Origin of the sequence: Streptococcus mitis, assembly GCF_005844455.1 — a bacterium.
GTDB lineage: Bacteria > Bacillota > Bacilli > Lactobacillales > Streptococcaceae > Streptococcus > Streptococcus mitis_BF.
In genome coordinates, this window is the sequence record NZ_SPGF01000035.1 from 1 (window position 1) to 22883 (window position 22883).

General features: G+C 38.9%; 28 protein-coding genes and 2 pseudogenes. 18 read left to right on the plus strand and 12 right to left on the minus strand.

Features of this window, described 5'->3' with window-relative positions:
* A partial coding sequence (locus FGQ53_RS07380; protein WP_171019107.1) for a transposase occupies window positions 1-318 on the plus strand: 318 nt, incomplete at its 5' end.
* Here the strand turns inward: FGQ53_RS07380 and FGQ53_RS07385 are convergent.
* Window positions 233-517, minus strand: coding sequence for a helix-turn-helix domain-containing protein (locus tag FGQ53_RS07385; protein WP_138337292.1), 285 nt, complete (start codon window positions 515-517; stop codon window positions 233-235). The two genes, FGQ53_RS07380 and FGQ53_RS07385, sit on opposite strands and share 86 nt — an antisense overlap.
* Before the next feature lie 232 nt (window positions 518-749).
* Between FGQ53_RS07385 and FGQ53_RS07390 the strand changes: the two genes are divergently transcribed.
* Together FGQ53_RS07390 and FGQ53_RS07395 are read left to right on the plus strand one after the other, a co-directional pair.
* The gene (locus FGQ53_RS07390; protein ID WP_138337294.1) at window positions 750-1982 is read left to right on the plus strand and encodes an N-acetylmuramoyl-L-alanine amidase family protein; all 1233 of its coding nucleotides are present in this window, start codon (window positions 750-752) and stop codon (window positions 1980-1982) included.
* A gap of 192 nt (window positions 1983-2174) precedes the next feature.
* Window positions 2175-2474 carry a YbaB/EbfC family nucleoid-associated protein gene (locus FGQ53_RS07395; protein WP_000981526.1) on the plus strand — a complete coding sequence of 100 codons (300 nt, stop codon included), beginning with the start codon at window positions 2175-2177 and terminating at the stop codon, window positions 2472-2474.
* A gap of 655 nt (window positions 2475-3129) precedes the next feature.
* Here FGQ53_RS07395 and ciaH read toward each other — a convergent pair.
* From ciaH to FGQ53_RS12000, 10 genes and pseudogenes are all read right to left on the minus strand, one after another.
* A complete protein-coding gene (gene ciaH / locus FGQ53_RS07400; protein ID WP_138337297.1) occupies window positions 3130-4464 on the minus strand; it encodes a two-component system sensor histidine kinase CiaH in 1335 nt (444 codons plus the stop codon).
* Window positions 4454-5128, minus strand: coding sequence for a two-component system response regulator CiaR (ciaR, locus tag FGQ53_RS07405; RefSeq protein ID WP_000590639.1), 675 nt, complete (start codon window positions 5126-5128; stop codon window positions 4454-4456). Before ciaR ends, ciaH begins: the two co-directional genes overlap by 11 nt.
* A gap of 108 nt (window positions 5129-5236) precedes the next feature.
* Complete coding sequence (locus FGQ53_RS07410) at window positions 5237-7783, minus strand: M1 family metallopeptidase (RefSeq protein WP_138337300.1); 2547 nt, start codon at window positions 7781-7783, stop codon at window positions 5237-5239.
* Window positions 7784-7904: 121 nt separating this feature from the next.
* Entirely contained in the window at window positions 7905-8345 is a 441-nt protein-coding gene (locus FGQ53_RS07415) for an ASCH domain-containing protein (RefSeq protein ID WP_138337303.1), read from the minus strand.
* Window positions 8342-9190 (minus strand): putative PEP-binding protein, encoded by an 849-nt coding sequence (locus FGQ53_RS07420; protein ID WP_138337306.1) that lies wholly within the window; start codon window positions 9188-9190, stop codon window positions 8342-8344. The genes FGQ53_RS07415 and FGQ53_RS07420 overlap by 4 nt, the downstream gene beginning before the upstream one ends.
* Window positions 9168-9668: an NUDIX hydrolase gene (locus FGQ53_RS07425; RefSeq protein WP_138337309.1), complete on the minus strand. Its 501-nt coding sequence runs from the start codon at window positions 9666-9668 to the stop codon at window positions 9168-9170. The genes FGQ53_RS07420 and FGQ53_RS07425 overlap by 23 nt, the downstream gene beginning before the upstream one ends.
* Window positions 9669-9678: 10 nt before the next feature.
* A complete protein-coding gene (locus tag FGQ53_RS07430; protein ID WP_138337311.1) occupies window positions 9679-10377 on the minus strand; it encodes a 3-oxoacyl-ACP reductase in 699 nt (232 codons plus the stop codon).
* Complete coding sequence (locus tag FGQ53_RS07435; RefSeq protein ID WP_138337314.1) at window positions 10370-10606, minus strand: DUF2829 domain-containing protein; 237 nt, start codon at window positions 10604-10606, stop codon at window positions 10370-10372. The genes FGQ53_RS07430 and FGQ53_RS07435 overlap by 8 nt, the downstream gene beginning before the upstream one ends.
* Before the next feature lie 95 nt (window positions 10607-10701).
* Window positions 10702-11847, minus strand: coding sequence for a tyrosine-type recombinase/integrase (locus FGQ53_RS07440; RefSeq protein WP_138337316.1), 1146 nt, complete (start codon window positions 11845-11847; stop codon window positions 10702-10704).
* 1104 nt (window positions 11848-12951) lie between these two features.
* A pseudogene (locus tag FGQ53_RS12000) lies at window positions 12952-13144 on the minus strand (helix-turn-helix domain-containing protein); the annotation flags it as partial.
* A gap of 201 nt (window positions 13145-13345) precedes the next feature.
* Here FGQ53_RS12000 and FGQ53_RS07450 point away from each other — a divergent pair.
* The 15 genes from FGQ53_RS07450 to FGQ53_RS07520 all read left to right on the plus strand — a co-directional run bounded on the left by FGQ53_RS07450 (window position 13346) and on the right by FGQ53_RS07520 (window position 21664).
* Complete coding sequence (locus FGQ53_RS07450; protein WP_138337323.1) at window positions 13346-13549, plus strand: helix-turn-helix transcriptional regulator; 204 nt, start codon at window positions 13346-13348, stop codon at window positions 13547-13549.
* 10 nt (window positions 13550-13559) lie between these two features.
* Window positions 13560-14192, plus strand: a complete 633-nt coding sequence (locus FGQ53_RS07455) for a Rha family transcriptional regulator (RefSeq protein ID WP_138337326.1) — start codon at window positions 13560-13562, stop codon at window positions 14190-14192.
* Between the two features lie 336 nt (window positions 14193-14528).
* Window positions 14529-14996, plus strand: a complete 468-nt coding sequence (locus FGQ53_RS07460; RefSeq protein ID WP_138337329.1) for a hypothetical protein — start codon at window positions 14529-14531, stop codon at window positions 14994-14996.
* Entirely contained in the window at window positions 14993-15187 is a 195-nt protein-coding gene (locus FGQ53_RS07465) for a hypothetical protein (protein WP_138337332.1), read from the plus strand. Before FGQ53_RS07460 ends, FGQ53_RS07465 begins: the two co-directional genes overlap by 4 nt.
* 13 nt (window positions 15188-15200) lie before the next feature.
* Window positions 15201-15437, plus strand: a complete 237-nt coding sequence (locus FGQ53_RS07470) for a hypothetical protein (RefSeq protein ID WP_138337334.1) — start codon at window positions 15201-15203, stop codon at window positions 15435-15437.
* Complete coding sequence (locus FGQ53_RS07475; protein WP_138337337.1) at window positions 15434-15784, plus strand: hypothetical protein; 351 nt, start codon at window positions 15434-15436, stop codon at window positions 15782-15784. Before FGQ53_RS07470 ends, FGQ53_RS07475 begins: the two co-directional genes overlap by 4 nt.
* The gene (locus tag FGQ53_RS07480; protein ID WP_138337340.1) at window positions 15777-16049 is read left to right on the plus strand and encodes an XRE family transcriptional regulator; all 273 of its coding nucleotides are present in this window, start codon (window positions 15777-15779) and stop codon (window positions 16047-16049) included. The genes FGQ53_RS07475 and FGQ53_RS07480 overlap by 8 nt, the downstream gene beginning before the upstream one ends.
* Window positions 16046-16912, plus strand: coding sequence for a primase alpha helix C-terminal domain-containing protein (locus FGQ53_RS07485; protein WP_138337343.1), 867 nt, complete (start codon window positions 16046-16048; stop codon window positions 16910-16912). The genes FGQ53_RS07480 and FGQ53_RS07485 overlap by 4 nt, the downstream gene beginning before the upstream one ends.
* A 59-nt stretch (window positions 16913-16971) precedes the next feature.
* The gene (locus FGQ53_RS07490) at window positions 16972-18432 is read left to right on the plus strand and encodes a DNA primase family protein (RefSeq protein ID WP_138337364.1); all 1461 of its coding nucleotides are present in this window, start codon (window positions 16972-16974) and stop codon (window positions 18430-18432) included.
* Between the two features lie 332 nt (window positions 18433-18764).
* Window positions 18765-19205, plus strand: a complete 441-nt coding sequence (locus FGQ53_RS07495; protein WP_138337346.1) for a hypothetical protein — start codon at window positions 18765-18767, stop codon at window positions 19203-19205.
* Between the two features lie 70 nt (window positions 19206-19275).
* Window positions 19276-19776: a hypothetical protein gene (locus FGQ53_RS07500; protein WP_138337349.1), complete on the plus strand. Its 501-nt coding sequence runs from the start codon at window positions 19276-19278 to the stop codon at window positions 19774-19776.
* A 323-nt stretch (window positions 19777-20099) separates the two neighbouring features.
* Complete coding sequence (locus FGQ53_RS07505) at window positions 20100-20483, plus strand: sigma-70 family RNA polymerase sigma factor (protein ID WP_138337352.1); 384 nt, start codon at window positions 20100-20102, stop codon at window positions 20481-20483.
* A 183-nt stretch (window positions 20484-20666) separates the two neighbouring features.
* Entirely contained in the window at window positions 20667-20849 is a 183-nt protein-coding gene (locus tag FGQ53_RS07510; RefSeq protein WP_024402467.1) for a type II toxin-antitoxin system HicA family toxin, read from the plus strand.
* 39 nt (window positions 20850-20888) lie between these two features.
* Window positions 20889-21341: a type II toxin-antitoxin system HicB family antitoxin gene (locus FGQ53_RS07515; protein ID WP_138337355.1), complete on the plus strand. Its 453-nt coding sequence runs from the start codon at window positions 20889-20891 to the stop codon at window positions 21339-21341.
* A gap of 113 nt (window positions 21342-21454) precedes the next feature.
* Window positions 21455-21664, plus strand: a complete 210-nt coding sequence (locus FGQ53_RS07520) for a BOW99_gp33 family protein (RefSeq protein WP_138337358.1) — start codon at window positions 21455-21457, stop codon at window positions 21662-21664.
* A gap of 552 nt (window positions 21665-22216) precedes the next feature.
* Here the strand turns inward: FGQ53_RS07520 and FGQ53_RS07525 are convergent.
* Window positions 22217-22883, minus strand: a pseudogene (locus FGQ53_RS07525) (IS630 family transposase); the annotation flags it as partial.

Consider the following 22883-nt stretch of genomic DNA (forward strand, 5'->3'; position numbering starts at 1 on the left):
GCTTGGATGAACGAATTTTTACAGCAATTATCCGCCTATTATTCGGATGATTATCTGATTTTGGTCATGGATAATGCCACCTGGCACAAGTCTCAGGCTTTGGAGTTGCCAGAAAATATCACGTGTACATTTATTCCTCCCTACACTCCAGAAATGAATCCCATTGAGCAAGTTTGGGCAGAGATACGAAAGCGTGGATTCAAAAACAAGGCCTTCAAATCTTTAGAAGAAGTCATTTTGAAGTTAGAAACAGTGATTCAAAATTTGGAAACAGAATGCCTGAGGAAGATTGTTCACAGAAAATGGATTTGTCCATAATAGATTTTTGATGAGTATCAGTAGTAAATATATTCAGGTTTTCAAAAATTTTAAAAAATGTATCTGCTCTAACAATGGTTTCTCCCTTTTCAAACTTACTCAAATTATTGGGACTAATAGCTGTACCCGCAGCCTGTTTCAGAGTAAATCCTCTTTCCTCCCTGATTTGTTTAAGAATGCGTCCAAAATTTGTAGACATACTTTTCTCCTTTGTTTTATCCTTACATTTACATTATACACGAATATTAAGAAAAAATGACAAAAACTACGAAAACGTTCTGTTTCCCCTTGATTTTGAATTAAAGATGATGAAAAACGTATTTTTTCGTTGCTTTTAGTTTTTTAGTAAAGATTTTTAGTATACTGGATGTAAATCAATGGAAAGGAAATCTGATGAAAAACTTTTGTTAGAAGGAAGAAGGAGAAATTAATTGAACAAAAAGAATCAACATTTTACGCTTGCAACAATTTCAGATCTATCACTTCTCGGCGCTGGAATTCTTACATCACAATCAGTAGCCGCTAATGATAGGCTGGTTTCCACTCAAGAAATCAATGGTCAATCTTATCATATCATTAACTCTGAGGTAAATATCAATTCTTCTGGTACTAGCTTAGTTGGAATTGAAGGAAATTTCTTGACGCCAGATAAACAAGCTATTTTAGACCGTATAAATGCTATCAGAAAAGAAGCTGTTGCGGAAGGAATAGTCAGTAGCTATGTTCCCATCAAATGGTCAACTGCACTAGAGAAAACAGCCTTTTCTCGTGCAGCAGAAGCTTCTGTAACTATGAATCATAAACGTTTATCTAATAAAGATATTTGGAGTGCCTGGCCTTCAGGAAATTTTTCACTAGCCGAAAATTTAGCTTGGAACTATGATGGATTTATGACGGCTATTGATCAATGGTATGAGGAAAAAGCAGATTACGTCAAATCTCTTAGTGGAGCAAGTGTCTCTGGTCAAACTGGACACTATGAATCCTTAATAAATCCAGAATTAACTTATATGGGGGTTGCAGCCTTTGATAATCCTAAAAATAGTTGGATCACCGTTGCTCAAAGTTTTGGAACATCATCTGGTGGCTCTGAAGAATTAGCTGGTGGTTATGGAAAAGCCCTTCAATACACAGAACTAAACTCTTCTCAGACTCAAACATTTGCGACCAAAGCGAATCTTTTTGACAAAGACTTGAAGGCTATCGGAACTCATAAAAGCAAAAATGAAAATAAGGGGGCATCGAATACTCCCCATGATTCCTACAATTTCTTCAATAACATACAAGATTTTGTTAAAAATGTTGGTTTTTGGCGTCAATCAGGTTCTCGTTGGTGGTTTATGCACTTTGATGGATCTTATCCTTACAATCAGTGGGCAAAATTAGATAATATCTGGTATCATTTCGATGGTTCTGGTTGGATGCAAACTGGCTGGATAAAAGACAACGGCACATGGTACTATCTTGACGGATCAGGTGCTATGAAGACTGGTTGGCTAAAAGATAACGGTAGCTGGTACTATCTTGATAGCTCAGGCGCTATGAAAACTGGTTGGATGAAGGTGTCAGGTAAATGGTACTATGCCTATAGCTCTGGTGCACTCGCAATCAATACAACGACCCCTGACGGATACCGTGTCAATTACAAGGGTGAGTGGATATAATGAACTAAAACAAAAATAAACAAAGGACAATCATTATTTAATTTTAAAGATGATATCCTTTGTTTTTTATATACTTTTATTGTCCGCTGCTAAGCACAATTCTTAGATTCACTCAGAAAAAGATTAGACTTTTAACCTCAAAATTGATAAAATAGGAAAGAAAATAATTGTAAAAGGAAACTGTAAATCACCATGATGAACATGCAAAACATGATGCGTCAAGCACAGAAACTTCAAAAACAAATGGAACAAAGCCAAGCTGAACTTGCTGCTATGCAATTTGTTGGCAAATCTGCTCAAGACCTTGTCCAAGCGACCCTAACTGGTGACAAAAAAGTTGTCAGCATTGACTTCAATCCAGCTGTCGTTGATCCAGAAGATCTTGAAACTCTTTCAGATATGACTGTTCAGGCTATCAACTCTGCTCTTGAACAAATCGATGAAACGACTAAGAAAAAATTAGGTGCTTTCGCTGGAAAATTGCCATTCTAATAAAAAAGGCTCTATAATATTTATAGTGGGTAAATCCCTTATAGATATTATGGAGCCTATTTTGATGTAGAAAAAGTCCCATAAAATCTATAATGAAAAGCGATCAAACAATCATTAGAAAGAATCCTATGGAACAATTACATTTTATTACAACTGCTTGATATTGAAAACTTTTTCCCATACTAAGTCCTAAACGCTAAAATCATTCTTAATCTTTTTTACCATTTGTTGTTATATTCCTAAATTCCGGCTAAAACAGTCCATCAGACTGTTCTACTTCAATACTTAAGGCGAGTTGTAAGTCATTCCAAACCATGAAGCAATTTAATCAAAGATTTCATGAGTACATGGTTATCAACCCCTACTAATAGCATAGCAGTAAACTATTGTATCGCCTACTTTTTGTATGTGCTTAACTACTAAAGAGATTATAAAGACACTCTTAAGTTGCTAATAAGAATTAACGCACCACTATAATCTCTTACATTTTTACTTCTAAAGTAAAGTTTTGCGTACTCATTGAGAAGAATCTAGAGCTAGATCATCCTCGCTTTCAGGCTTTCTTTAGAACCTTTCTAAAGAAAGCATCACCACCCTTCAATGTCATTAAGTTAGTGATCTAACTTAATGACATTGGTTTTTGCCCAACCTCTTTTTATTTTTTCTTTTTAGATGGTGTGTGGATGGCAATCTTCACTTCAAAGATTGTTCCTTTCGGTTTATTATCTTTGACAGTAATGGTTCCTTTTAGGGCATCTACAATTTGCTTGGCTAGGGATAACCCTAAACCAAAACCACCTTTTTGGCGGGTTCTAGCCTTGTCGACTCGATAAAAACGATCAAAAATTTTCTTCTTATCTTCTGTCGAAATACCGACTCCATTATCAGAAACTAGTAAATACAGATTGCGATCGGTCGCCGAGATAAGAAAATCAATTTCACCATCCTCTTCAGTATACTTGACAGCATTATCAAATAGGATAGTCATCAACTGCTTCAAGAGAAGCTGGTCTGTGACAATCGTTCGATGGATCCGATTTTCAAAACGGAAGACACGGTCATTTTCCGAAGCAATCATCTCATAGTTTGTAAAAGTCGTATTGAAAAAGCTAGTTGGAACTTCTGCAAGTTCCGGCTTAATCCCATCATCTCTCCGAGCTAAGTTCAACAAGTTTGTCGTCAAAAAACGCATATTTCGGACTTCTTCCAAACTCGATGCAATGCTTTCGCTCACATCCATAATGGTAGCTTCTGGCTTTCGGAAAAGGGTCTCTAAACGATTTTGCAAAACTGCAAGTGGAGTCCGTAACTCATGACTAGCATTTTCCACAAAGGACTGTTGCTTCTGCATGCTCTCAAGCAGAGGACGAACACTGACTCGAGCTAGATAGAGACTGGCAATCAAAGACAAAATCCAAAAACTAGCCATCACGACCACAATCAATTGCTCATGCTTTTGACTGGCTTGCTCCAACTGACTGGTATTAATCAAGACAGCCGCATACTTGATATTGGTTGAAACCGAACTGATATTGGTTTCCATCAAAATCATGCGATAGATTTCTTCCTGTCCATAGCTATTAAAAACCTGAATCTGATAGATATGGCCTAGTTCTTTCTTCTCTAACTTAATCTTATCCAAGCCCAAAAATCGATTTCCAGAAAGGAGCTGGGTAAAATTCTTATCAAAGAGAATGACTTCTGTATTGGAACTGACATTGGGTTTTATCTCAGTCTTGCTAGTATCTGTAGCGGCATTTTCTAAATCTTTAATCTCTTCAGTTGCCCTATTTACTGCCAACTGAATAACTGCCTGAGGATTGTTACTCAAACCATGGAGCGTATCATCCACCGAAGTATAGAGACTCGAGTGCATGACCTGCAAAATAATCAGAGTCATGGTAGAGAAAATCAGAGTAAAGACACCAAAGTTGCGGATAAAGTAACTAAAGTCATCCGCATACCATGTTTTTTTTAGTTTACTGAACATCTTTTAAAATATACCCAACACTACGCAAGGTTTGCAAATTCTCTGCAAAAGTGGTTCCTTTTAATTTCTTACGGACTTTTGAAACATAAACTTCGACGACCGAAATCGTTGTATCACTATCAAACCCCCATAGACGATCAAAAATCTGAGTCTTAGGCAAAATCACATTTTGATTTTGAAGGAAATAAACTAGTAAATCAAACTCTTTCCCAAGCAATTCGACAGGAGTATCTTCAACCTTAACGGTATTTGTAGACAGATTAACCACAATATTTCCATAAGTCAAGGTGTTTTCATTAAACTTACCTGAACGTTTGAGAAGGGCTTGAATCCGCATTTTGAGTTCTTCTAGGTAAAAAGGTTTAGTCAGATAATCATCTGCTCCCAATTCAAATCCATGTCCCTTGTCATCCAAACTTTCCTTGGCAGTCATGATCAGAACTGGGGTCGTAATTCCCTTTTCACGCAATTCTTTCAAGACTTGGAAACCATTTTTTTCTGGCAACATCAAATCGAGCAAAATCAAGTCATAGACGCCACTCTCAGCTTCGTAGAGACCTTCTTCTCCATCAAACACCTGCATAACATCCGCAAAATCGTCCAAAAAGTCAAATACTGAATTTGACAGGCCTAGGTCATCCTCAACCAATAAGATTTTTATCATGAGAAACTCCTCCTTATTAAAACCATTATACCAAATTTGCCTTAAAAAAAACTCAACTCTCTGCATTTTACATGAGATAGCTGAGTTTTCTTTTTATTTTAGGCTTATTTATGCGTTTCCGTATTGAAGAACGACTGCTTCCACTGCAGCTTTTTCACGGTTAATCAAGTCAACACGCGCTGCAATTTCCTTGATTCCCATACCGATGTTACGGCTAAGAGCAAGGTCAGAAAGTTGTGGCTCAAAGAATTCCTTGTACTCTGCCAAACGTTGCTGAGTCTTAAATACATGGGCTGGAAGGATAACAAAACTATCAAAGCTCATATCTCCTCCAAGGGCTGCCTTAATCCAAGCCCAGTTTTCACGAGCCCAAGACCATGCTGTTTCCTGAGTTGCTGGATGAGCTAGGAATTGGTAATACCAAGCAGACAAGTCTTGTGGTTTGACCACAAATTTGTCCTTCCAAGCAGCAATCAAGGTTTGGATATTGTCCGCTTCTTTACTGTAGGCAAGAGCTGCTGCCAACTGACGTTTAAAGACTGCATCTGTTGCGTGCGTATAAGTATCAAGATAAAGTGCTAACAAGTCTTTAGTCTCATGATGTTTCATCTCATTAATCAGAACTTGTGAACGAATAGCTGCTGGTAGTCCTGCAAGATTCTCCTCGTGGGCTACGAAGATTTGGCTAGCGATTTGACTAGCTTCTGCATCATTTGAGCGAATCATCATAGAGATGTCCAACTGACGAACCAATTCATCCTCATCTGATTCTCCATCCTTAGCTTCGAAACCAAGACGGTCATAGTTGTGACGAGCCAATTTAGCAACTAGTGCTTTGAAGGCTGTTTCAGCTTCTGTTCCTTCATCGATAAAGCGCTCAAGGGCAGAAATCACTTGAGAAACAGCTGAAACCACAAGGTAAGACTCTTCCTTGGCAAGTTTATCAAGGACTGGGAGCAAGTCAGCATAAGAAATGTGCCCTGCTTCAGCAAGCAAGCGACGTTCTTGGACAATTTGCAGTTTGCTTGTGTTATCAAGCTCAACTAGGTCAGCAAGAACAGCATCTAACAAGTCTCCTTGGTAGTCTGTAATATAGTGGGCTGTATTTTCAGTGTTGAGACGAAGAGCTCCTTCATTTTCAGCAAGAAGAGCTGCATAGCCAGGAATTTCGATACTTTCACTTTCAAGTGTATCCGGCAAGCCTTTCCAGTTGCTGTTGAGTGGTACCACCCAGAGACGGTTCTTGTCTTCGTGCTCACCGATGAAGAATTGTTTTTGTGAAATCTTCAAAACATCATTTTCAACTTTGACAGTAAGAACTGGGTAACCAGGCTGTTCCAACCAAGAGTCCATGAAGGCTGCGACATCACGTCCTGACGCTTGACCAAGGGCATCCCAAAGGTCACGACCAATTGTATTGCTGTACTGATGTTTTTCAAAGTAAGCGTGCAAACCTTTAGCAAAATCAGCATCTCCTAGCCAACGACGAAGCATGTGCATGAGGCGGCTTCCTTTAGCATAGACGATAGCACCATCAAAGAGCGTATTGATTTCATCTGGGTGTTTAACTTCGACGTGAACAGACTGTACGCCATCAGTCGCGTCACGTTTCAAAGCAGATGGAACACCACCTGTTTGGAAATCTTCAAAGATATTCCAGCTTGGTTCAATAGCATCCACACAGACGTACTCCATCATATTAGCAAAGCTTTCATTGAGCCAAAGGTCATCCCACCATTTCATAGTCACGAGGTTCCCAAACCATTGGTGAGCCAACTCATGTGCCACAACTAGGGCAACTTGTTGGCGGCTGGCAAATGTAGAGTTTTCATCGACAACCAAGTAAACTTCACGGTAAGTGACGAGACCCCAGTTTTCCATCGCACCAGCTGAGAAGTCAGGAAGGGCGATGTGGAGAGATTGAGGAATTGGATACTTAACTCCGTAGTAATCTTCGTAAAACTCGATTGATCGAACGGCAATATCCAGTGAGAAATCAAGGTTAGATAGGGGGTGGGCTTTGGTTGAGTAGACACCTACAAGGGTACCGTTTTTAGTTTTAGCAGTCACCCCTTGCAAATCACCAGCAACAAAGGCCAACAAGTAAGAAGACATGCGAGGTGTTGTCTCAAACTTCCAGATACCTGTTTCCTTACGGTTTACCACATCAATCTCAGGCATGTTTGACAAGGCCACTTCACCTTCCGCTTGGTCAAAACGTAGAGAAAGGTCAAAAGTTGCTTTAGCTTCTGGCTCATCCACACATGGGAAGGCTTCGCGCGCAAAATGGCTCTCGAACTGAGTAGACAAGACTTCCTTCTTCACTCCATCAACTGTGTAATAAGAAGGGTAAATCCCTGTCATGTTGTCTGTAATTTTTCCTGAAAAAGCGATGACCATTTCAACTTGACCAGCCTCAGCCAATTCGATATGAAGGGCTTCATTTTCATGGTCAACTGTAAATAGACGCGCTTGACCCGCAACTTCTACAGAAGCGATTTCCAAGTCTTTTTGGTGGAGGGAAATACGGTCGCTCTGCGCTTGACCAGTGATGGTCACCTTACCAGAAAACGTCTTGGTCTCACGACTCAAGTCTAAAAATAAATCATAGTGTTCAGGAACAAATTGCGTAATAAAATGTTCAACTGCTTGCATAGTTTTCTCCTATTCTAAGTTTAAGAGTTGCTACTCTTCTTCAAACAAACTTATTATATCATGTTTTGCTTTAGAAAAAAGGATTGGACGGTGATTTCCAAAACTTTCTTCCTTCTACAGTCTACAGTGGGTACACCTTGCGAAATTCTTCCAAAACGACCTTGCTGTCAGGTGTAAAAGTCAGTCCAGCCTCCCTCATCCACTCGGTGAAACAGTCTTCATGAACCTGGCGCCAATAGGCTAAAGATTTGTCTCCCTCGCCTTCTTTAAAGGCATGGTCAGCAGAAACTTGATGAAAGGCCTGAACGGAAACCTTGGTAATTTCGACAATGCAGACAGCCTGATTTTGACTATCTAAAACGACATCAAAAGTTCCTTCTTGTGGAAGGGGTTCGTCCTCTAGAGCGCAGAGGTCGTAGGCTGAGGCGGTTGCCGTCTTTTCGCCTCTTAGAACCAAATCTGCCAAGATATCGGCTTCCACTCCAAAAGCCCAGGCATCTATCTCATCTCCAATCGAGGGGTTAATTTGCTTATAGGCATTCCACATTTCTTGCGGTGTCATGGGTTGCTCCTTTGTAATTTTTTACTTACTTCTTTTACACGTTTGAGGTGGTCTGGATGGTCAATCTCTAAATCAAAAATCTCTGGAATAGAACTATAGTGGATAATGCACTTGATACCCATCAGACTCATTTTTTGTATGAAAGAAGCATTCAGATAACCTGCTACAGCAAAGTCAATATTTTTCATTCTTGCTTTATCCTGCATCTGTCTTAACATATCTAACATAATGAGATTTTCCATATCATGCCATTGACTGTTTCTCACAGTCGCAAAAACAAAAGAAGTCAAATCATTCATTCCAACGACAATCTTTGAAATACCAGTTTCCAGTATCCTATCCAAGTCAAAATACGCTGACGGTAATTCAATCATTGTGGCGACTTTTCCAGTAAAACCATGCTGACGTAATACTCTAATAGCTTGTTTTAATTGGTCGGCATCATTGACAAAAGGAAAAATAACAGACAGATTGGGATTTGTTTGATAAACTTCTGTAACGACATGTGCCTCAGCCTGAAATTCATTCGGACACGCCAGCAAACGCCTTATCCCTCTATATCCAAACAAGGGATGATTTTTATCAAAATGCTCTTTAGTCCCCTCTAAACAATTAGCTTCTGTATTTGTTAACTCTGAAAAACGATACCATACCTCTTCATCTGAATACAAGGAGCAAACAGTGCCTAGATAATCTTTTACAAATTGCTGGCAACTTGCTAATAGGATGTTTTGATTAAGCTCTCTCAACAAATATTCCCCACGAATCATACCAACATGATGCAATAATTGAGGGTAAACTTTTTCAACAATTTTTTCGCCACTAAGGGCAAGTTGGTTTCTCATCATTCACCTTCCAATTCATATACAAAATCTTGTCCAATTCTGGAAATCCTAACAACTCTGCTTTGACCCTCAAGACTAATGGCGATGCATTTTCTTCTATGATTTTTTGAATATCCATCCAAACATATCCCAGTGAATCATTAACACCATCAGAGATAGCTTCAGAAATAGTAACTTGAGGTGCCTCCTCATTCATTTCAACATCATACAAGGCCATGACATGGTGAACCATAAAATTTGTTAACTCTTCCCTGACAAAAACATCGTAGATTCGAGGATTGGAGTAGCTTCTAACAGTATATTCCGTCTCTTCCAAAACTTCTCTAGTCAGCGTTTCTGTTAGTCCTTCTCCAAGTTGCTGACTGCCACCGGGAAGGTCTAACCTATTTTTGTAGGGACCTGCTGTTTTTTGAATACAAAGAAGGTAACCATGTTTATAGCAAACACCATAGACTCCAAAGTGATTTTTGATTTCCATCCAACTACTCCTACTTCAAAGACCAGCCACCATCTATTGTCAAAATTTGTCCCTGCATGGAGCTTGCTTTTCCACTTGCTAAGAAAAGGCTAAGCTCTGCTACTTCCACTGGATCAATCCAGCGTTTTATTGGCGTTTCACTAGCCACCCAGTCCGCTAAGCCACCTGGCTCAAAGTCTGCAGCAGTCATACCCGTCTTGACGGCTCCTGGAGCGATCCCAAAGACCTGAATCCCAGCTTCTGCATAGTCTAGAGCCAACTGCTTGGTAAATCCAGCCAAGGCGTGCTTAGAAGAAGTATAGGCGTGACCACCTCCTCCTGCTAGGCTCGAAGCGATGGAACACATATTGAGAATGGTCCCTTTTTTATTCTCCAACATTTTGGTCAAATAATAACGAGTCAACTCAACAGGAGTCACGTAGTTAATTTCAAAAATCTCTTGGATTTCCTGTGCTGTCTGTTCCAAAAGTGGTTTGTAATCATCCAAAACTCCAGCAGTATTGCACAAAACATCCACCTGAGGGCACCAGTCAAAAATAGGCTCCAAGTCCAAGGTCAAATCTCTCTGTAAAAAGTGGAAATCACCCTGTAAAAGTGGATTTTCGCCTTGGTCAACTCCGTAAACTTGATACCCATTCTCTAAAAAGAGTCGAGCCTGAGCCAATCCAATACCTGAACTCACACCTGTAATGAGTACACATTTAGTCATTCACTTCTACCCAATCTGTCGCCAAAACATCACAAGGTGTCGGACTCCACATGGAAAAACCTTCCCCTTCTCCAGACACGTTGATTAGGAAATAGGGTGTCACTTCAAGCGCAACCCCGTTTTGCTCGATAGCGTCAAAAAGTTGGACATAATTTTCAGCCCCTCCCCAACCAGTTCGTACATATTTTTTCTTAGCCTTTAAGCCAGGCAGGATTTCTTCAAATGTCATGTTATTCTCCTTTATCGTTTGTAAACGTTGATTTGATAAGCTTTCTAGTCAGCCTATGAGTTCTAAAATATAAATTTGTTCACCTTTTTGTGGACTTACAAGTTATTCATGGCTTTTTCGTAATATGAAACAGCCTCTTTTTCTTTGTCCACAGACAGGTGGCTATAAATATCCATGGTCATAGCTAAAGTGGCATGACCTAGGCGATATTGTAATTCTTTATAGCTGATACCAGCATTTAGCAATAAACTAGCGTGAGTATGGCGGAAAGCATGGAAAGTAAAACGCGTGATACCGAGTTCAGCACAGCGCCTATCTAGGCTTTCTTGTCTAGTCGCCATGTTTTGATATTCCTTTGTGGGTGTTGCAAACACCACAGACGAGACACGCGCCCCAGTCTCTAAAAATGATTGACGTTGCCTGTTCTTATAAAGTCTTAGCATATTGACTGTTTTCTTGTCTATGCTGATCGTCCTAACTCCAGCTTTACTTTTTGGTGTACCTATTAACTTTAATAATCTACTGTAATTCTTGTTAATGCTTATAGTTCCATTCTCAAAATCAATATCTGACCATTCCAGGGCTACTACTTCACCAAAACGACAACCAGTAGCAAGTAAGACACTATACAGAACATAATCAAAATAATATCTATATTTCTTAAACGCCAGTTTTTCCATATGGAGCAACAGAGCCTTTAAATCGTCTGGAGCTATGAACTTGATAGCCTTATTCTCACGTTTAGGTTGTTTAGGTAGGATTATATCCCTAGCTGGATTGAATGGCAAAAGCTGGAGTGATACGCCATACTGTAAAACACGCCTATTTATCGAATGAACCACGCCATAATGGACTAGCTGAGTAGAAAGGTCATTTATAAAGGTCTGGATATAACTAACAGATAGCTTGGTCAGTTTCAAAGCACCAAAGACAGGTATTAGGTGATTATAAAGCATTCTCTTTGTTGCTATAAAGGTTTGCGGTTTAACAGTAAGCCGATAACTTTCTAGCCATAATTCAGCCAGTTCTTGATAGTTCTTAACAGGTACTATTTTTGTGACCGTACAGCCATTAGATATAAAATCATCTTGCGCGTGCTTTGCTTTTTGCTTAACCTCTTTTCTTGTCCTACCCGTAACGCTAGTTTTAGCTTTCTTTCCTGTTACCTGGTCAACGCCTAGATAGACATTGGCACGGTACACAATAGCACCGTTCTTCTTTTTGACTTCATTTATTTTCATGATATGAACCTTTCTATCAGCAGGCAAGCCGTTATTAAAAAGATTTTAGATTGAATTGGGTTTATATCATGCTGAGCGTTACAAGAACGCCCCTGTTTTCGTTTATTTTAGGTAAGTAGTCTATTTATATGTTTTAGCCCTAAAATCGCTTAGAGGGCTTTTTAGGCGTGTATTTTGATATGCATATTTTTTGAGCTTTGAACAGGTCATAAAATGAGCGATAGAATATTAAGATTTTACAAAGGTGTCGCGCCCTAAGATTGCCCTAAGGTGGTAAAAAGTTAGTACAAGATAGCCAGTCTTTAAACCACGCGCAGAATACTAAAAATACTGATTTTGTTGAAATATGTTGAAAGATATATTTACAAAAGTTGACAAAAATTGACACTTTTCAAGGTATGCAAAAATCTATATTTCAGATTTTCTTCACACCGTAGCGCGTGGGTTAGTCTTTATGTGCAACTTCATTCAGTTTGGCCAAAGTCTTAATCAAACTATTAGTTAACTTACCTAATTGGTCACCCGTGACATCTGCTGTTGCTCCTGCAGTGTTCGAGATTGTATCTGTTAGAGAAGATAGAGCCTTGCTCATAGCGTCAAAGTACTCGCTTATATACTCTTTTCTTTCTTCTGAAGGTAACGCCATTAACTCGTCATCAGACAAGGTATTTTTAGGAATATCTATCTTTACCACGTTTTTGGTGGGTTCACTAGACATACTTATAGGGTAGCCAGTTGTTTGTAAAAAATCTTCCTCCGCCCTCACCTTATTCAGATATAAAGAAAGTTCTTCCTTGTAATCGCCTAGTTTGCTAATTTCCTGTATAATTTCATCCGCTTGATACGGCTCAACAATTGAGAGTAACTCTTTATAGTCACGCGCTTCTGAGTCAAAGAAGTCAAATAAATCACTTAACACCCTCATTGGGGTTTGTCTTTTCAAGTTGTAAAAATATATATTTGATAATGTTTCTATATCCATGTTTAGAAAATCGGACAACTCTATAATCTTCATGGTGCTTTCTAAAACTTCTTTATTTAGGTGGCTATCAGATTCTGACGACTTTTCTGCAATCGCCTTAACTATTTGGCTAACACCAAAACGATTATTTGTATAACCTAACAAATATCCTTCTGTTACACCAAAATAATCAGCAAGTTGCTGAGCCTTATCTGGTTTGATTTGGCGCTCCTCATTTTCCCAGCGTAACACTGTTATTTTAGATACACCTATTTCACGGGCTAACTCATCTTGAGTTAAGCCCTTTTGTTTGCGTAATTCTTTCAACCTAATCATAAAATATCACACCTTTCATGTTTGATTATATCTGAATTTTAGAAAAGTATCAAGAAATGATACAAAAAAATATAAAAAATACTTGACAAGTATCAAAAACGGATATATAATCTAGATTAAAGTTATCCAAAACGGAAACTTTTTATTTATAACCTTTCACACTTTCAACCTATGGGAGGGAATTTTAAAAGGAGGACAACTATGAGCAAACTACGAGGCTATCGGGTCATGTTGGGGCTAACACAGCAACAAATGGCGGATAAGCTAAACATCTCTTTACAGTCTTACAACAACAAAGAGACAAAGAAAACGCCCTTTAATGACAAAGAGCGCCTAGCTATTAAGTCGATGGTTGCTGAAATTAAACCAGATATAACCATAGATGAACTATTTTATCAAGATTAGGAGGGACACCATGAACATTGTTTACATGGACGGCAAGAAAGAGCCGTACACAACGCACGACATCATAGCTGAACATGCTGAAATTGATACTATTTCAGTCAGAAAGCTAATTGATAAGCATAAAAAGGATTTAGAAGCGTTTGGGGTTTTGTCATTTGAAATCCATAAACCTGAAAAAGGTTCACTAGGTGGACGACCTAGGAGAATTTATCACTTAAACGAACAGCAGGCGACTTTATTAGTTACCTATCTAGGAAACACCGAACCAGTCAGAGAGTTCAAAAAGAACCTAGTCAAAGCATTCTTTGAGCTACGTCATGAGGTGGCAGAGTTCCGCTATCAGAGGGCGTTAGAAAAGCCAAAGCGCAAAGAATTAGTAAAAGCTATCAGCGAATGGGAGAACGCACCAAAACACGCGCACAGCACCGTTACAAACCTATTGCTAAAGGCAGTAACTGGATTTAACGCCAAGCAGTTACGAGCGTTGAGAGGCGAGGAAATAGCTCTAAACAGTCTTTATAGTGGCGAGTTAAAAGAATACCAAGCCTTGGAAGATATGGTTATTGCCATGATACAGCTTGGTTTTGACTACCAAGACATTAAGACCATGGTAAATAAAAAGAACGCCCAGCAGGGCGCGTGAGAGCAAGAAAAAAAGGCTTACCGAGACCAATCAGCAAAGCCTTTCACACACTAACTAAAACACAATTAAGAGGCAGGCAAGCCGTTATTAAAAGGGTTTTAGTATAGATTTGATACTTAGATTATATCATGATTTGGGTATCTTGACCATACGGGGGCGCTAATCCCTTAAAATTAGAACGATACAAGAAACCAATTTGAAACAACAACCACCAACAGCCCAACGCTTTCAAAAGTTTGGCGACCGTGAGCATAGGGCAAAGTGACAAGAAAAGTCTTTACACAGAATAAGCCCACTGGGCAATTACACAGAAAATAACAAAACAGAGGTAAAAACATGACTGAAACAACTTACGATAATATCACTAAAAGCCTAGATAGAATTAGCCAGGAGCTACATCTAGCTGACGAAAATAACGATTTTTCTAGAGTATGGCTTTTATCAGCTCAGTTAAATGCACTCAAAGAGAACTTACAACGTTTGCTATGGATAGAACTTCCAGAGTTAAACGACATACAAAAGCTAAAGGTACTTTCTAAAAAGACAACAGGAATGATTTTTAATCCCGGTATCTTTGAATTTGACGCTATGAGACAAGCCTTTTTCAAAAGACAGGCTAAAATATTCTTTGAAACTGACGAAGAACAACAAGCATATATCACTTATACGGAAAAACAATACTTAGAGGCTACCATTAACCTAAAAGAAATCTATTTTAAGGCTAATCAGACACAGCCCAAACTGAGTTATCAAGAAAAGAAAACACAGGTACAAGCTGAATTTATGGAGGCTATAAAACAATGAACGAATTAGACCTAACACCAACCCAAGCTATTATCTTTTTTGTGGTTATGCTCCTACTACTAGCCTATCAACTTTATAAGCTAAGCAAGGAAACAATCACTATTGAACTCTCAGAACAACAAGACCAAAAGCCAGCGTATAATCCCAACTATGGGGCATATATCCAGCTTGCAGGTAAACGATATAACTAGAAAGAGGCAGACAATGACAACAAACAAAAACTTTGACCTTGCAAAATCACGAGCTGAAAACTTTGGTCAGTGGTTAGATGAGGCTTTCCAAACTATGCTAGATTTTTCCCTAGAAAATAAATTTGATTGCTACAGTATCGAGGAACAAAACCAATTAGAGCGAGTATTAGAAACCCTAACAGATTTTTCTGACATGCGGGATAAGGGGCAGATTATCCTAGTCAGCAAGGAAAGAGAGGCGATAGAATGACACTACCACCACTACCAGAGAATTACAGGCGCGTGCTTAACCTTATCAAGGTAGGAGCTGACAACCCTACCACAGGGGCAGAAATAGCACTTGTTTTGAAGTTAGAGGAAAGGACAGTACAAAGTATCGTTAGCCGTTTAATCACGCGCTACGGCGTTCCTATTATTGGTGTACGTCACGGCTTTAATCGTGGTTACTTTATCCCAGCAGATAAGGCAGAGCTACTAGATGGCGCAAAAACCTTTTACAACCAAGTACAAGAGGAACAAAAGCGCCTAAGTGTATTGCTAAACGCTGACCTAGAGGGCTACAAGGCACTACTGAAAGGGGCTGATATGAATGTTTAGCCTAAGTAAAGAGAGTGAAAACAGCCTAAAACGTGGCGTATTAAAGCTGATAGACGGCTTTCTAAAAGATTATCTGAAGCCAAAACCACGATTGACAGGCTTAATGACACCTACCCAAATAAAAGAAGAACTAAACATAGACTACAACACCTTGAAACGGTGGGAACGCGCTGGGCTACGGCGCTACTCTCCTCCTATCGAAGACACACGCAAAGTCTTTTACAAAATCGAGGATATTCTAATATTTTTAGGAGCGGATAAATGACAATATATGAAAGCCGTGGTTTTGGGTCTTTGCTTTATCCATACAAGGGGAAACTAGAACCTTTTGAATATATTTCTAAGTTTAGACCTTTGGAAGTCCCTAAAGGCATTAATTTAGAAGATTATAAGCGAACACAAGCCCCCTACTGTTTGAGTGGTAAAGTTACGCCAGAGAAAAACGGTAGCTATAAGCGAAACAATGACAGTCTTATCTACCGTGATTTGATTTTTCTTGATTATGATGACATTGAAATAGGCGTAAACCTCCCTAAAATCGTTTCTGAGAGGCTTTGGGAGTACAGTTATATTATTTACCCAACTATCAAACACACCGCAGAAAAGCCTCGTTATAGGCTTGTAGTGAAGCCTAGTGGAAAATTAGACGAAACTACCTATAAGCATGTAGTCACTGAAATAGCCAATAAGATAGGGCTACCTTTTGACCTATCTAGCCTTACCTGGTCACAATTGCAGGGCTTACCAGTCACAACAGGCGACCCAGACAACTATCTGCGCTATGTGAACCGTGGCAAAGATTATCCAGTACAAAAAGCAAGACAAAACCGAACAACTCAAAAGAGCGCTACTTCTTACACACCTAAAACAAGCCATCAAAAATCAATCACCATGCGCGTGATAGATACCTTGTTACATGGTTTTGGAGACGAGGGAGGGCGTAACGTGGCACTCACGCGCTTTGTGGGACTACTCCTTAATAGATGGGTGGATTGTGACATAGAAACAGCTTACGAACTCACACAGATAGCCAATAGTGTGACATCTAGCCCTATCCCAGACAATGAGTTAGACCGAACTTTTGAAAGTATCGTCAAAGCAGAAATCAGAAAAAGGGGGACAGCGTGAACCTAGAAGAATTACAAGAACAGTTAAATCAAAGCAGAGCGCTAGAGTCTCCTAGAAGCATGAGAGAGCTACATAACCGACTATGTGAACTTGGCGAGGCATGGCGTAGCGAACACAAAGAGGAAAAAGAAATCACTAGAGGCAACAGAAAAGGCGAGGTAGAAACCAAAATACCACGCCCTAGCGTTGCTGAAGTTGCTAATATTTTGCTGAAACATTGCTACTTTACCTTTATTGGATACAGCGAGCTAACAGACAGTAGCCAGCTCTATTTTTACCATTTAGACCTAGGCTATTATATTGCTAGCCGTGATATAGTCAATAAACTTATTCTAAAATTTGACAGCAGGCTAACATCTAAAAGATTTACCGAAGAAGTGATTATATTTCTAAGGACAGAAACCAAAATCAAGCCCCCTATGCAGGAAAGCTATTTAATACCAGTCAGAAATGGCATTTTTAACTTACATACCAAAGAACTTGAACCATTTAGCCCCAAATATATTATCACTACCAAGATAACAACAGCATACACCCCAGAGACTCAAAAGCCTTTGCTAGGTGGCTGGTTTGATTTTGATAAGTGGCTAGACAGTCTCGCTTGTGGAGATAAAGAAATCACTACACTACTTTGGCAAGTTATGAATGAGGCTATCAATCCCAACCGCACGCGCAAAAAGATGGTTATTTTAACTGGAGATGGAAACAACGGAAAAGGGACATTTCAAGCCTTATTAGAAAATCTGATAGGTAAGGCAAACATCAGCAACCTAAAGCCCGACCAATTCCAAGAACAGCACCTACTTTCAGCGCTTAATGGAAAGGTTTGTAATATTGGTGATGATATTTCTGATAAATACCTGGACAGTGTTTCCGACCTAATGAGTATTGTCACAGGCGACACAATCCAAGTAAACCCTAAGCATTTGCAACCTTATGAGGCTAGTTATCGCCTATTGTGTATCTTTTCTGGTAATGGTATTCCTAGAAGTCGAAATAAGTCGCAAGGCTGGTACAGGCGTTTATGTATCGTCCCCTTTAACGCTGATTTTAATGGCACGGTTGAGCGCCCAGAAATCAAGGACGAGTTTATCAAGTCTAAAGAGTTGCTGGAGTGGGTGCTTTTCAAAATTCTAAACATGGCAGAGTTTGATAGATTTGTAGAACCTAAAGCAGTCAAGGATATGTTAGACGAGTACAAAGAAGATAACGATTTTTATTATTCTTTCGTAGTTGGCACATATATTCCTAACGGTTATCATGAGTTGCAACATGTACCCCTACCTATCATCAAGCAATGGCTAGAAGAATACACCGAAGACGAGGGTATCAAAAATGCTAATCTATACGGTTATGGCAAGAAAATGCTTGCTGTACTGAACAAGGAAAGTGATGGAACATATACCATAAAGTCTGGTCGAGTACCGCCAGGAGATTATAAAGCATTAGACCCAAACGAATTTTATGGCAGAAAGCTGAGTGGAGTTCCGAAAGGAATACATAGAGATGACAAAGAATAGTAAGAGAGTTCAAAGTTTGTGACCGTGTGACCAAGTTGTGACCAAGATTTTTAAAGACGGTCACATACTAAAACCCTTGATAATACTGACTTTTTCCTTTTATTTTTTATAAATGTGACCGTGTGACCATCTTTTTTATTTATATATATAGGGGTTAACAAGTTGTTATCTTTCTATATAAATAAATTTTTCAAAAGACGGTCACAAGATTTGACACCCCTCTAAACCCTTGGTACTACTGACTTAAAAGGTGTGACCAAGATTTTAAAAAGATGGTCACAAATAGCAAAAGTTTACATAATTTATCTTAAACCAAGAATGAGAGATTAAAAATGACTGAAAATAACTACCTAGAACAGGCTGAAAAAGACAGATTAGAACTGGAACAGCACCGCTTAAATTATATGGCTGATGATACACCAGTAGGGCCTAGCGATATTCCGATGCTACTAGAAATAGCTAACAAGTTACGGGAAGAAGATACCAGTTTGAACATCTATGAACTGTATAAGCACCCAGAGGCGCGTGCTAAGCTATTCTCACAGATAACAGAGGTTTGTTATATAGTTTTGAATACAACACCGACACAAACCCAAAGATTGGCATTTTGCGACTATCTGGAACAGCAATACGAAACAATTCTAAAGAAAGTCATTGCCAGCACAGACAAGCAGGCGCTAAAAGAGTTATTAGACCTATTAGAGCTACCAGTAGAGACTGAAAGCCAATTTATACGAGATATGGCAGTCAGTGGGCTACTATCCAAAGACTAAGACAGAGAGGCACGCGCCTCTTTTGTATTTTAATCCAATAGATTTGGGTTTTCTCTATAAGGGGGATTAGATGATAGCATTGACCATAGAAAGTATAACTAAACCACTAAAAGAAAAATGTTTATCAAAAGTAGCTGGAAAGTTCAGAGGGCAAAGTATCACTATTGACCTTAATAGCCTAACTGTTGACTATGACAGCCAGAGAATAGACCTAGACAGCATACCAGGAACTTATGGAGGTATACGCTACTTCTTCCTTTGCCCTATTTGTGGTAGGCGGTGTAGAAAACTATTCAAATCCAAAATTATTTTTTCTTGTGGAACTTGTCAAGACAGGCACAAAGACACTTTGAACCGAAGTAAAACCGATTGTCAGTATTATTTCAGTCTAGCATTAAAAGAGGCTAGGAAAATAGACCCTAGTTACTATCCAGAAAAGGGCTACGTAGATTATGACAACTTTCCAAGTCGCCCTAAAAGAATGAGACACAAGACATATTGGAGGCATTACAAAAGATTTACTAGCTATTTAGATAAAGGGCTTAGTTATTGGTTAAGCGGACTAAGTTAACAGGGTGTATTTACAGAATAAACAAATAAGGAACGCTCACAATTTCCCAAACAAATAAAACAGCATAATAAAGGCGTTAGATACGGTCATTATCATATTTTTAGGGTGCATGATTTTGGAACGTTCTTGATTTTATAAAAAGTAAAGCGTTCTAAAAATTTGGTGAGATTATGGCTAGGTACAACATAAAAAACTAGCAAGGTTTTAACAAGGTATCCAGAAAAAAATGGTAAGCTTTTGGTAAGGTACATAGATTTTTAACAGAGGGAGAACAAAAGAACACGCGCTTTTTTGATATAATTATAGTCATACGAGGTATTAAAATGTTTGAAATCAATATGACTATTCAAGAGCAACTAAGAGATATTAGAGACTTAAAGCCAGCTATAAAGAGCCTAGAACTTGAGCTAACCAAAGTTAGAGAGCAATTTAAAACACTACCAACACTACTAGAACCACAAGAAAATGAAATCCTAACAGCTATCAGAGAAATCACAGCCAAGCGCCAACGTATGGCGGACTTAATTAACAAGCTATCAGATAAAGAGCAACGGGATTTATTAACCGCCCAATACATTGAGGGCATAAAAACAAAACACCTTGCAGAGTTTTTAGGTTGGAAAGAAAAAGAGGTACAAAGCACACATCGAAAAGCCATTAAGAACCTAGAGCAATTACAAAACCAGCTAGGGCAATCAGAAGCTTAAAATAAGCCATGTTTCAGCGCGTGCTTTACTTTATCTGATAAATAACCACAAACAGAATAAAACACTATAGAAACGATTTTAGGGGCTATTTCTGAATAGCTCTTTTTTAATACAGAACATTCTTTTTACTTGAATACGTGTAACACGTGTGATATAATAATCTTGTCAGGAGGTAAAAGCGCTATGCCTATGACACAAAAAGAAATGGTTAAGCTACTTACCGCTCATGGTTGGATAAAGACCAAAGGCGGTAAAGGGTCGCACGTTAAACTTGAAAAAGCAGGCGAGCGACCTATAACCATTCCCCACGGTGAAATTAACAAATACACCGAACGGGGTATCAAAAAGCAAGCAGGGCTGTTATAAAGACAGTTCCCCGCTTGTCTTTGATTTTGGAGGTTAAACATGCTTGTCACTTATCCAGCTTTATTTTATTATGACGATACAGACGGAGCAAACGCCCCTTATTTTGTCACTTTCCCAGACTTTGAGCATTCAGCAACCCAAGGCGAAGATATGGCTGATGCTATGGCAATGGCTAGCGACTGGTTAGGTATTAACCTAGCGGATTATATCGAGAATGGGCGAGATATTCCCACTCCTACCCCTATTAACGCTCTATCTTTGGCAAATAATAACCCTTTCCGTGATGATGAGGATATAGAGCTAGTTTATGACCCTAGCAAGTCTTTTGTCTCTATGGTTATGGTTGACGTAGCGGAATATCTAGGTAGTCAAGAGCCTGTAAAGAAAACCCTAACTATCCCACGTTGGGCGGATACTTTAGGACGTGAACTAGGTTTGAACTTCTCCCAAACGTTGACAGACGCCATTGCTGATAAGAAAATTCATGCCTAAGCTGATTTATGATACAATTTAGTTAATAATAGGGCTGGTCTAACACCCATGAAACAAGTAAATTTGTGGAGGTGGGGGTCGGTCCTATTATTTATATTTAAGGAGTTCACTATATGGCTAAACCTAAAAAAGAATGGAAACCAACAATAACCCACATTGTCCCTAAAGGCACTAAGCTAGCAGACGGTACAATATTAGACGAAGAAACAACATTAACCCAAGAAGAATTTACCAACAATCCCCCTGTTATCCCGGACAACCATCCTTTTTATGATATATGGGCTAGTATAATACGAGAAAAAATAGAAAAAGGCGAACTATAAGAATACCGTATATTGGCGCGTGAAAATCGCTTGAAACAATTTTACTGACCTTGTAAAATTTGATAACCACGCGCTTTTTAACGGTTATTTTTCGAGTAATACCGTGGTATAATATAGTCACAGCTGGAGGCTTGCATAGTCTAGCCGATTAAGGAGAGTTGTAACCCACGAGGTCAAACGCTCCTTTTTTGATATAATATAGCTATCAGCAAAATACTAGATAACTAAAAAAGCACCTTGTGGGGTGCTAGTTTCTTGCCTGCTGAACTCATTATTTGATTGACCTATTTTAGGTCTTTTTTGTTCACCTTTTTGTGGACTTTGGAAGACTGTTAAAGAAAATCTATGACTAAAATTTTTCAAAAAGTCCTTAAAAATATAGCTCACAAACGCCTAAAGGACAGTATTCTGAGGCATTCTTGAAAATTTCTTCAAATGTCATGTTATTCTCCTTTGATTCTACATTCTTCATTTAATTATAACAAAAAACCGCTTTGCAACGGCTTTTTGACTCATTTTAAATCAAAATCAATAAGCATTTTATAATTATAGTCATTTAGTTTTAAAAAAACGTTCCAAACATTCAAAAATATTTGGAACTTTCCTTAATAAATCTGTCACTTTCTTTTTCAAGATAGCCCAAGCTTGCTCAATAGGATTCAAATCTGGTGAATAAGGTGGTAGAGGTAAGAAAAAGTGCTTATCTTGAATGCAAAGTTCATCCAAAATGTTCTTGGGATGAAAACTAGCATTGTCCATGACAATGACATGATGTGTCTTCAAAGTAGGTAGAAGTTGAGTTTTGAACCACTTCACAAAGAAATCACTCGTCATACTTTCCTTGTAAATCATGGGAGCTATAAACTCTCCGTCTACTTGTCCTGCAACAATTGAAGTCCGCTCAAAACGCCGTCCACTAATCTTTTCATAGACTTTCTCCCCTCTAGGAGCCCGTGCATAAGGACGATAGAGGTAGCGGTCGATTCCTGTTTCGTCAATATATACGACTGGTAAATCTTTTAGGCTATTCAAAATATCAAGAAACTCAGCGACTTTCTCTGGATCTTGTTCCTTAAAGCTAGTCGTCTTTTTTTAAAGTGACATGAATCTGCTTTAAAGCTGCCCATACTGAAGGGACAGCACAAGCAAAATGTGCCGCAATTTCCCGTAAGAAAGCATCTGGATGAGCCTCTACAAAGGCTTTCAATTCCTCTAAAGG

What these genes read in the sequence shown, in the direction of transcription:
- FGQ53_RS07385 (WP_138337292.1), bottom strand. Translation starts at nt 517, where the DNA reads ATGTCTACAAATTTTGGACGCATTCTTAAACAAATCAGGGAGGAAAGA.
- FGQ53_RS07395 (WP_000981526.1), top strand. Translation starts at nt 2,175, where the DNA reads ATGATGAACATGCAAAACATGATGCGTCAAGCACAGAAACTTCAAAAA.
- ciaH (WP_138337297.1), bottom strand. Translation starts at nt 4,464, where the DNA reads ATGTTCAGTAAACTAAAAAAAACATGGTATGCGGATGACTTTAGTTAC.
- ciaR (WP_000590639.1), bottom strand. Translation starts at nt 5,128, where the DNA reads ATGATAAAAATCTTATTGGTTGAGGATGACCTAGGCCTGTCAAATTCA.
- FGQ53_RS07410 (WP_138337300.1), bottom strand. Translation starts at nt 7,783, where the DNA reads ATGCAAGCAGTTGAACATTTTATTACGCAATTTGTTCCTGAACACTAT.
- FGQ53_RS07415 (WP_138337303.1), bottom strand. Translation starts at nt 8,345, where the DNA reads ATGACACCGCAAGAAATGTGGAATGCCTATAAGCAAATTAACCCCTCG.
- FGQ53_RS07420 (WP_138337306.1), bottom strand. Translation starts at nt 9,190, where the DNA reads ATGAGAAACCAACTTGCCCTTAGTGGCGAAAAAATTGTTGAAAAAGTT.
- FGQ53_RS07425 (WP_138337309.1), bottom strand. Translation starts at nt 9,668, where the DNA reads ATGGAAATCAAAAATCACTTTGGAGTCTATGGTGTTTGCTATAAACAT.
- FGQ53_RS07430 (WP_138337311.1), bottom strand. Translation starts at nt 10,377, where the DNA reads ATGACTAAATGTGTACTCATTACAGGTGTGAGTTCAGGTATTGGATTG.
- FGQ53_RS07435 (WP_138337314.1), bottom strand. Translation starts at nt 10,606, where the DNA reads ATGACATTTGAAGAAATCCTGCCTGGCTTAAAGGCTAAGAAAAAATAT.
- FGQ53_RS07440 (WP_138337316.1), bottom strand. Translation starts at nt 11,847, where the DNA reads ATGAAAATAAATGAAGTCAAAAAGAAGAACGGTGCTATTGTGTACCGT.
- FGQ53_RS07450 (WP_138337323.1), top strand. Translation starts at nt 13,346, where the DNA reads ATGAGCAAACTACGAGGCTATCGGGTCATGTTGGGGCTAACACAGCAA.
- FGQ53_RS07455 (WP_138337326.1), top strand. Translation starts at nt 13,560, where the DNA reads ATGAACATTGTTTACATGGACGGCAAGAAAGAGCCGTACACAACGCAC.
- FGQ53_RS07460 (WP_138337329.1), top strand. Translation starts at nt 14,529, where the DNA reads ATGACTGAAACAACTTACGATAATATCACTAAAAGCCTAGATAGAATT.
- FGQ53_RS07465 (WP_138337332.1), top strand. Translation starts at nt 14,993, where the DNA reads ATGAACGAATTAGACCTAACACCAACCCAAGCTATTATCTTTTTTGTG.
- FGQ53_RS07470 (WP_138337334.1), top strand. Translation starts at nt 15,201, where the DNA reads ATGACAACAAACAAAAACTTTGACCTTGCAAAATCACGAGCTGAAAAC.
- FGQ53_RS07475 (WP_138337337.1), top strand. Translation starts at nt 15,434, where the DNA reads ATGACACTACCACCACTACCAGAGAATTACAGGCGCGTGCTTAACCTT.
- FGQ53_RS07480 (WP_138337340.1), top strand. Translation starts at nt 15,777, where the DNA reads ATGTTTAGCCTAAGTAAAGAGAGTGAAAACAGCCTAAAACGTGGCGTA.
- FGQ53_RS07485 (WP_138337343.1), top strand. Translation starts at nt 16,046, where the DNA reads ATGACAATATATGAAAGCCGTGGTTTTGGGTCTTTGCTTTATCCATAC.
- FGQ53_RS07490 (WP_138337364.1), top strand. Translation starts at nt 16,972, where the DNA reads ATGAGAGAGCTACATAACCGACTATGTGAACTTGGCGAGGCATGGCGT.
- FGQ53_RS07495 (WP_138337346.1), top strand. Translation starts at nt 18,765, where the DNA reads ATGACTGAAAATAACTACCTAGAACAGGCTGAAAAAGACAGATTAGAA.
- FGQ53_RS07500 (WP_138337349.1), top strand. Translation starts at nt 19,276, where the DNA reads ATGATAGCATTGACCATAGAAAGTATAACTAAACCACTAAAAGAAAAA.
- FGQ53_RS07505 (WP_138337352.1), top strand. Translation starts at nt 20,100, where the DNA reads ATGTTTGAAATCAATATGACTATTCAAGAGCAACTAAGAGATATTAGA.
- FGQ53_RS07510 (WP_024402467.1), top strand. Translation starts at nt 20,667, where the DNA reads ATGCCTATGACACAAAAAGAAATGGTTAAGCTACTTACCGCTCATGGT.
- FGQ53_RS07515 (WP_138337355.1), top strand. Translation starts at nt 20,889, where the DNA reads ATGCTTGTCACTTATCCAGCTTTATTTTATTATGACGATACAGACGGA.
- FGQ53_RS07520 (WP_138337358.1), top strand. Translation starts at nt 21,455, where the DNA reads ATGGCTAAACCTAAAAAAGAATGGAAACCAACAATAACCCACATTGTC.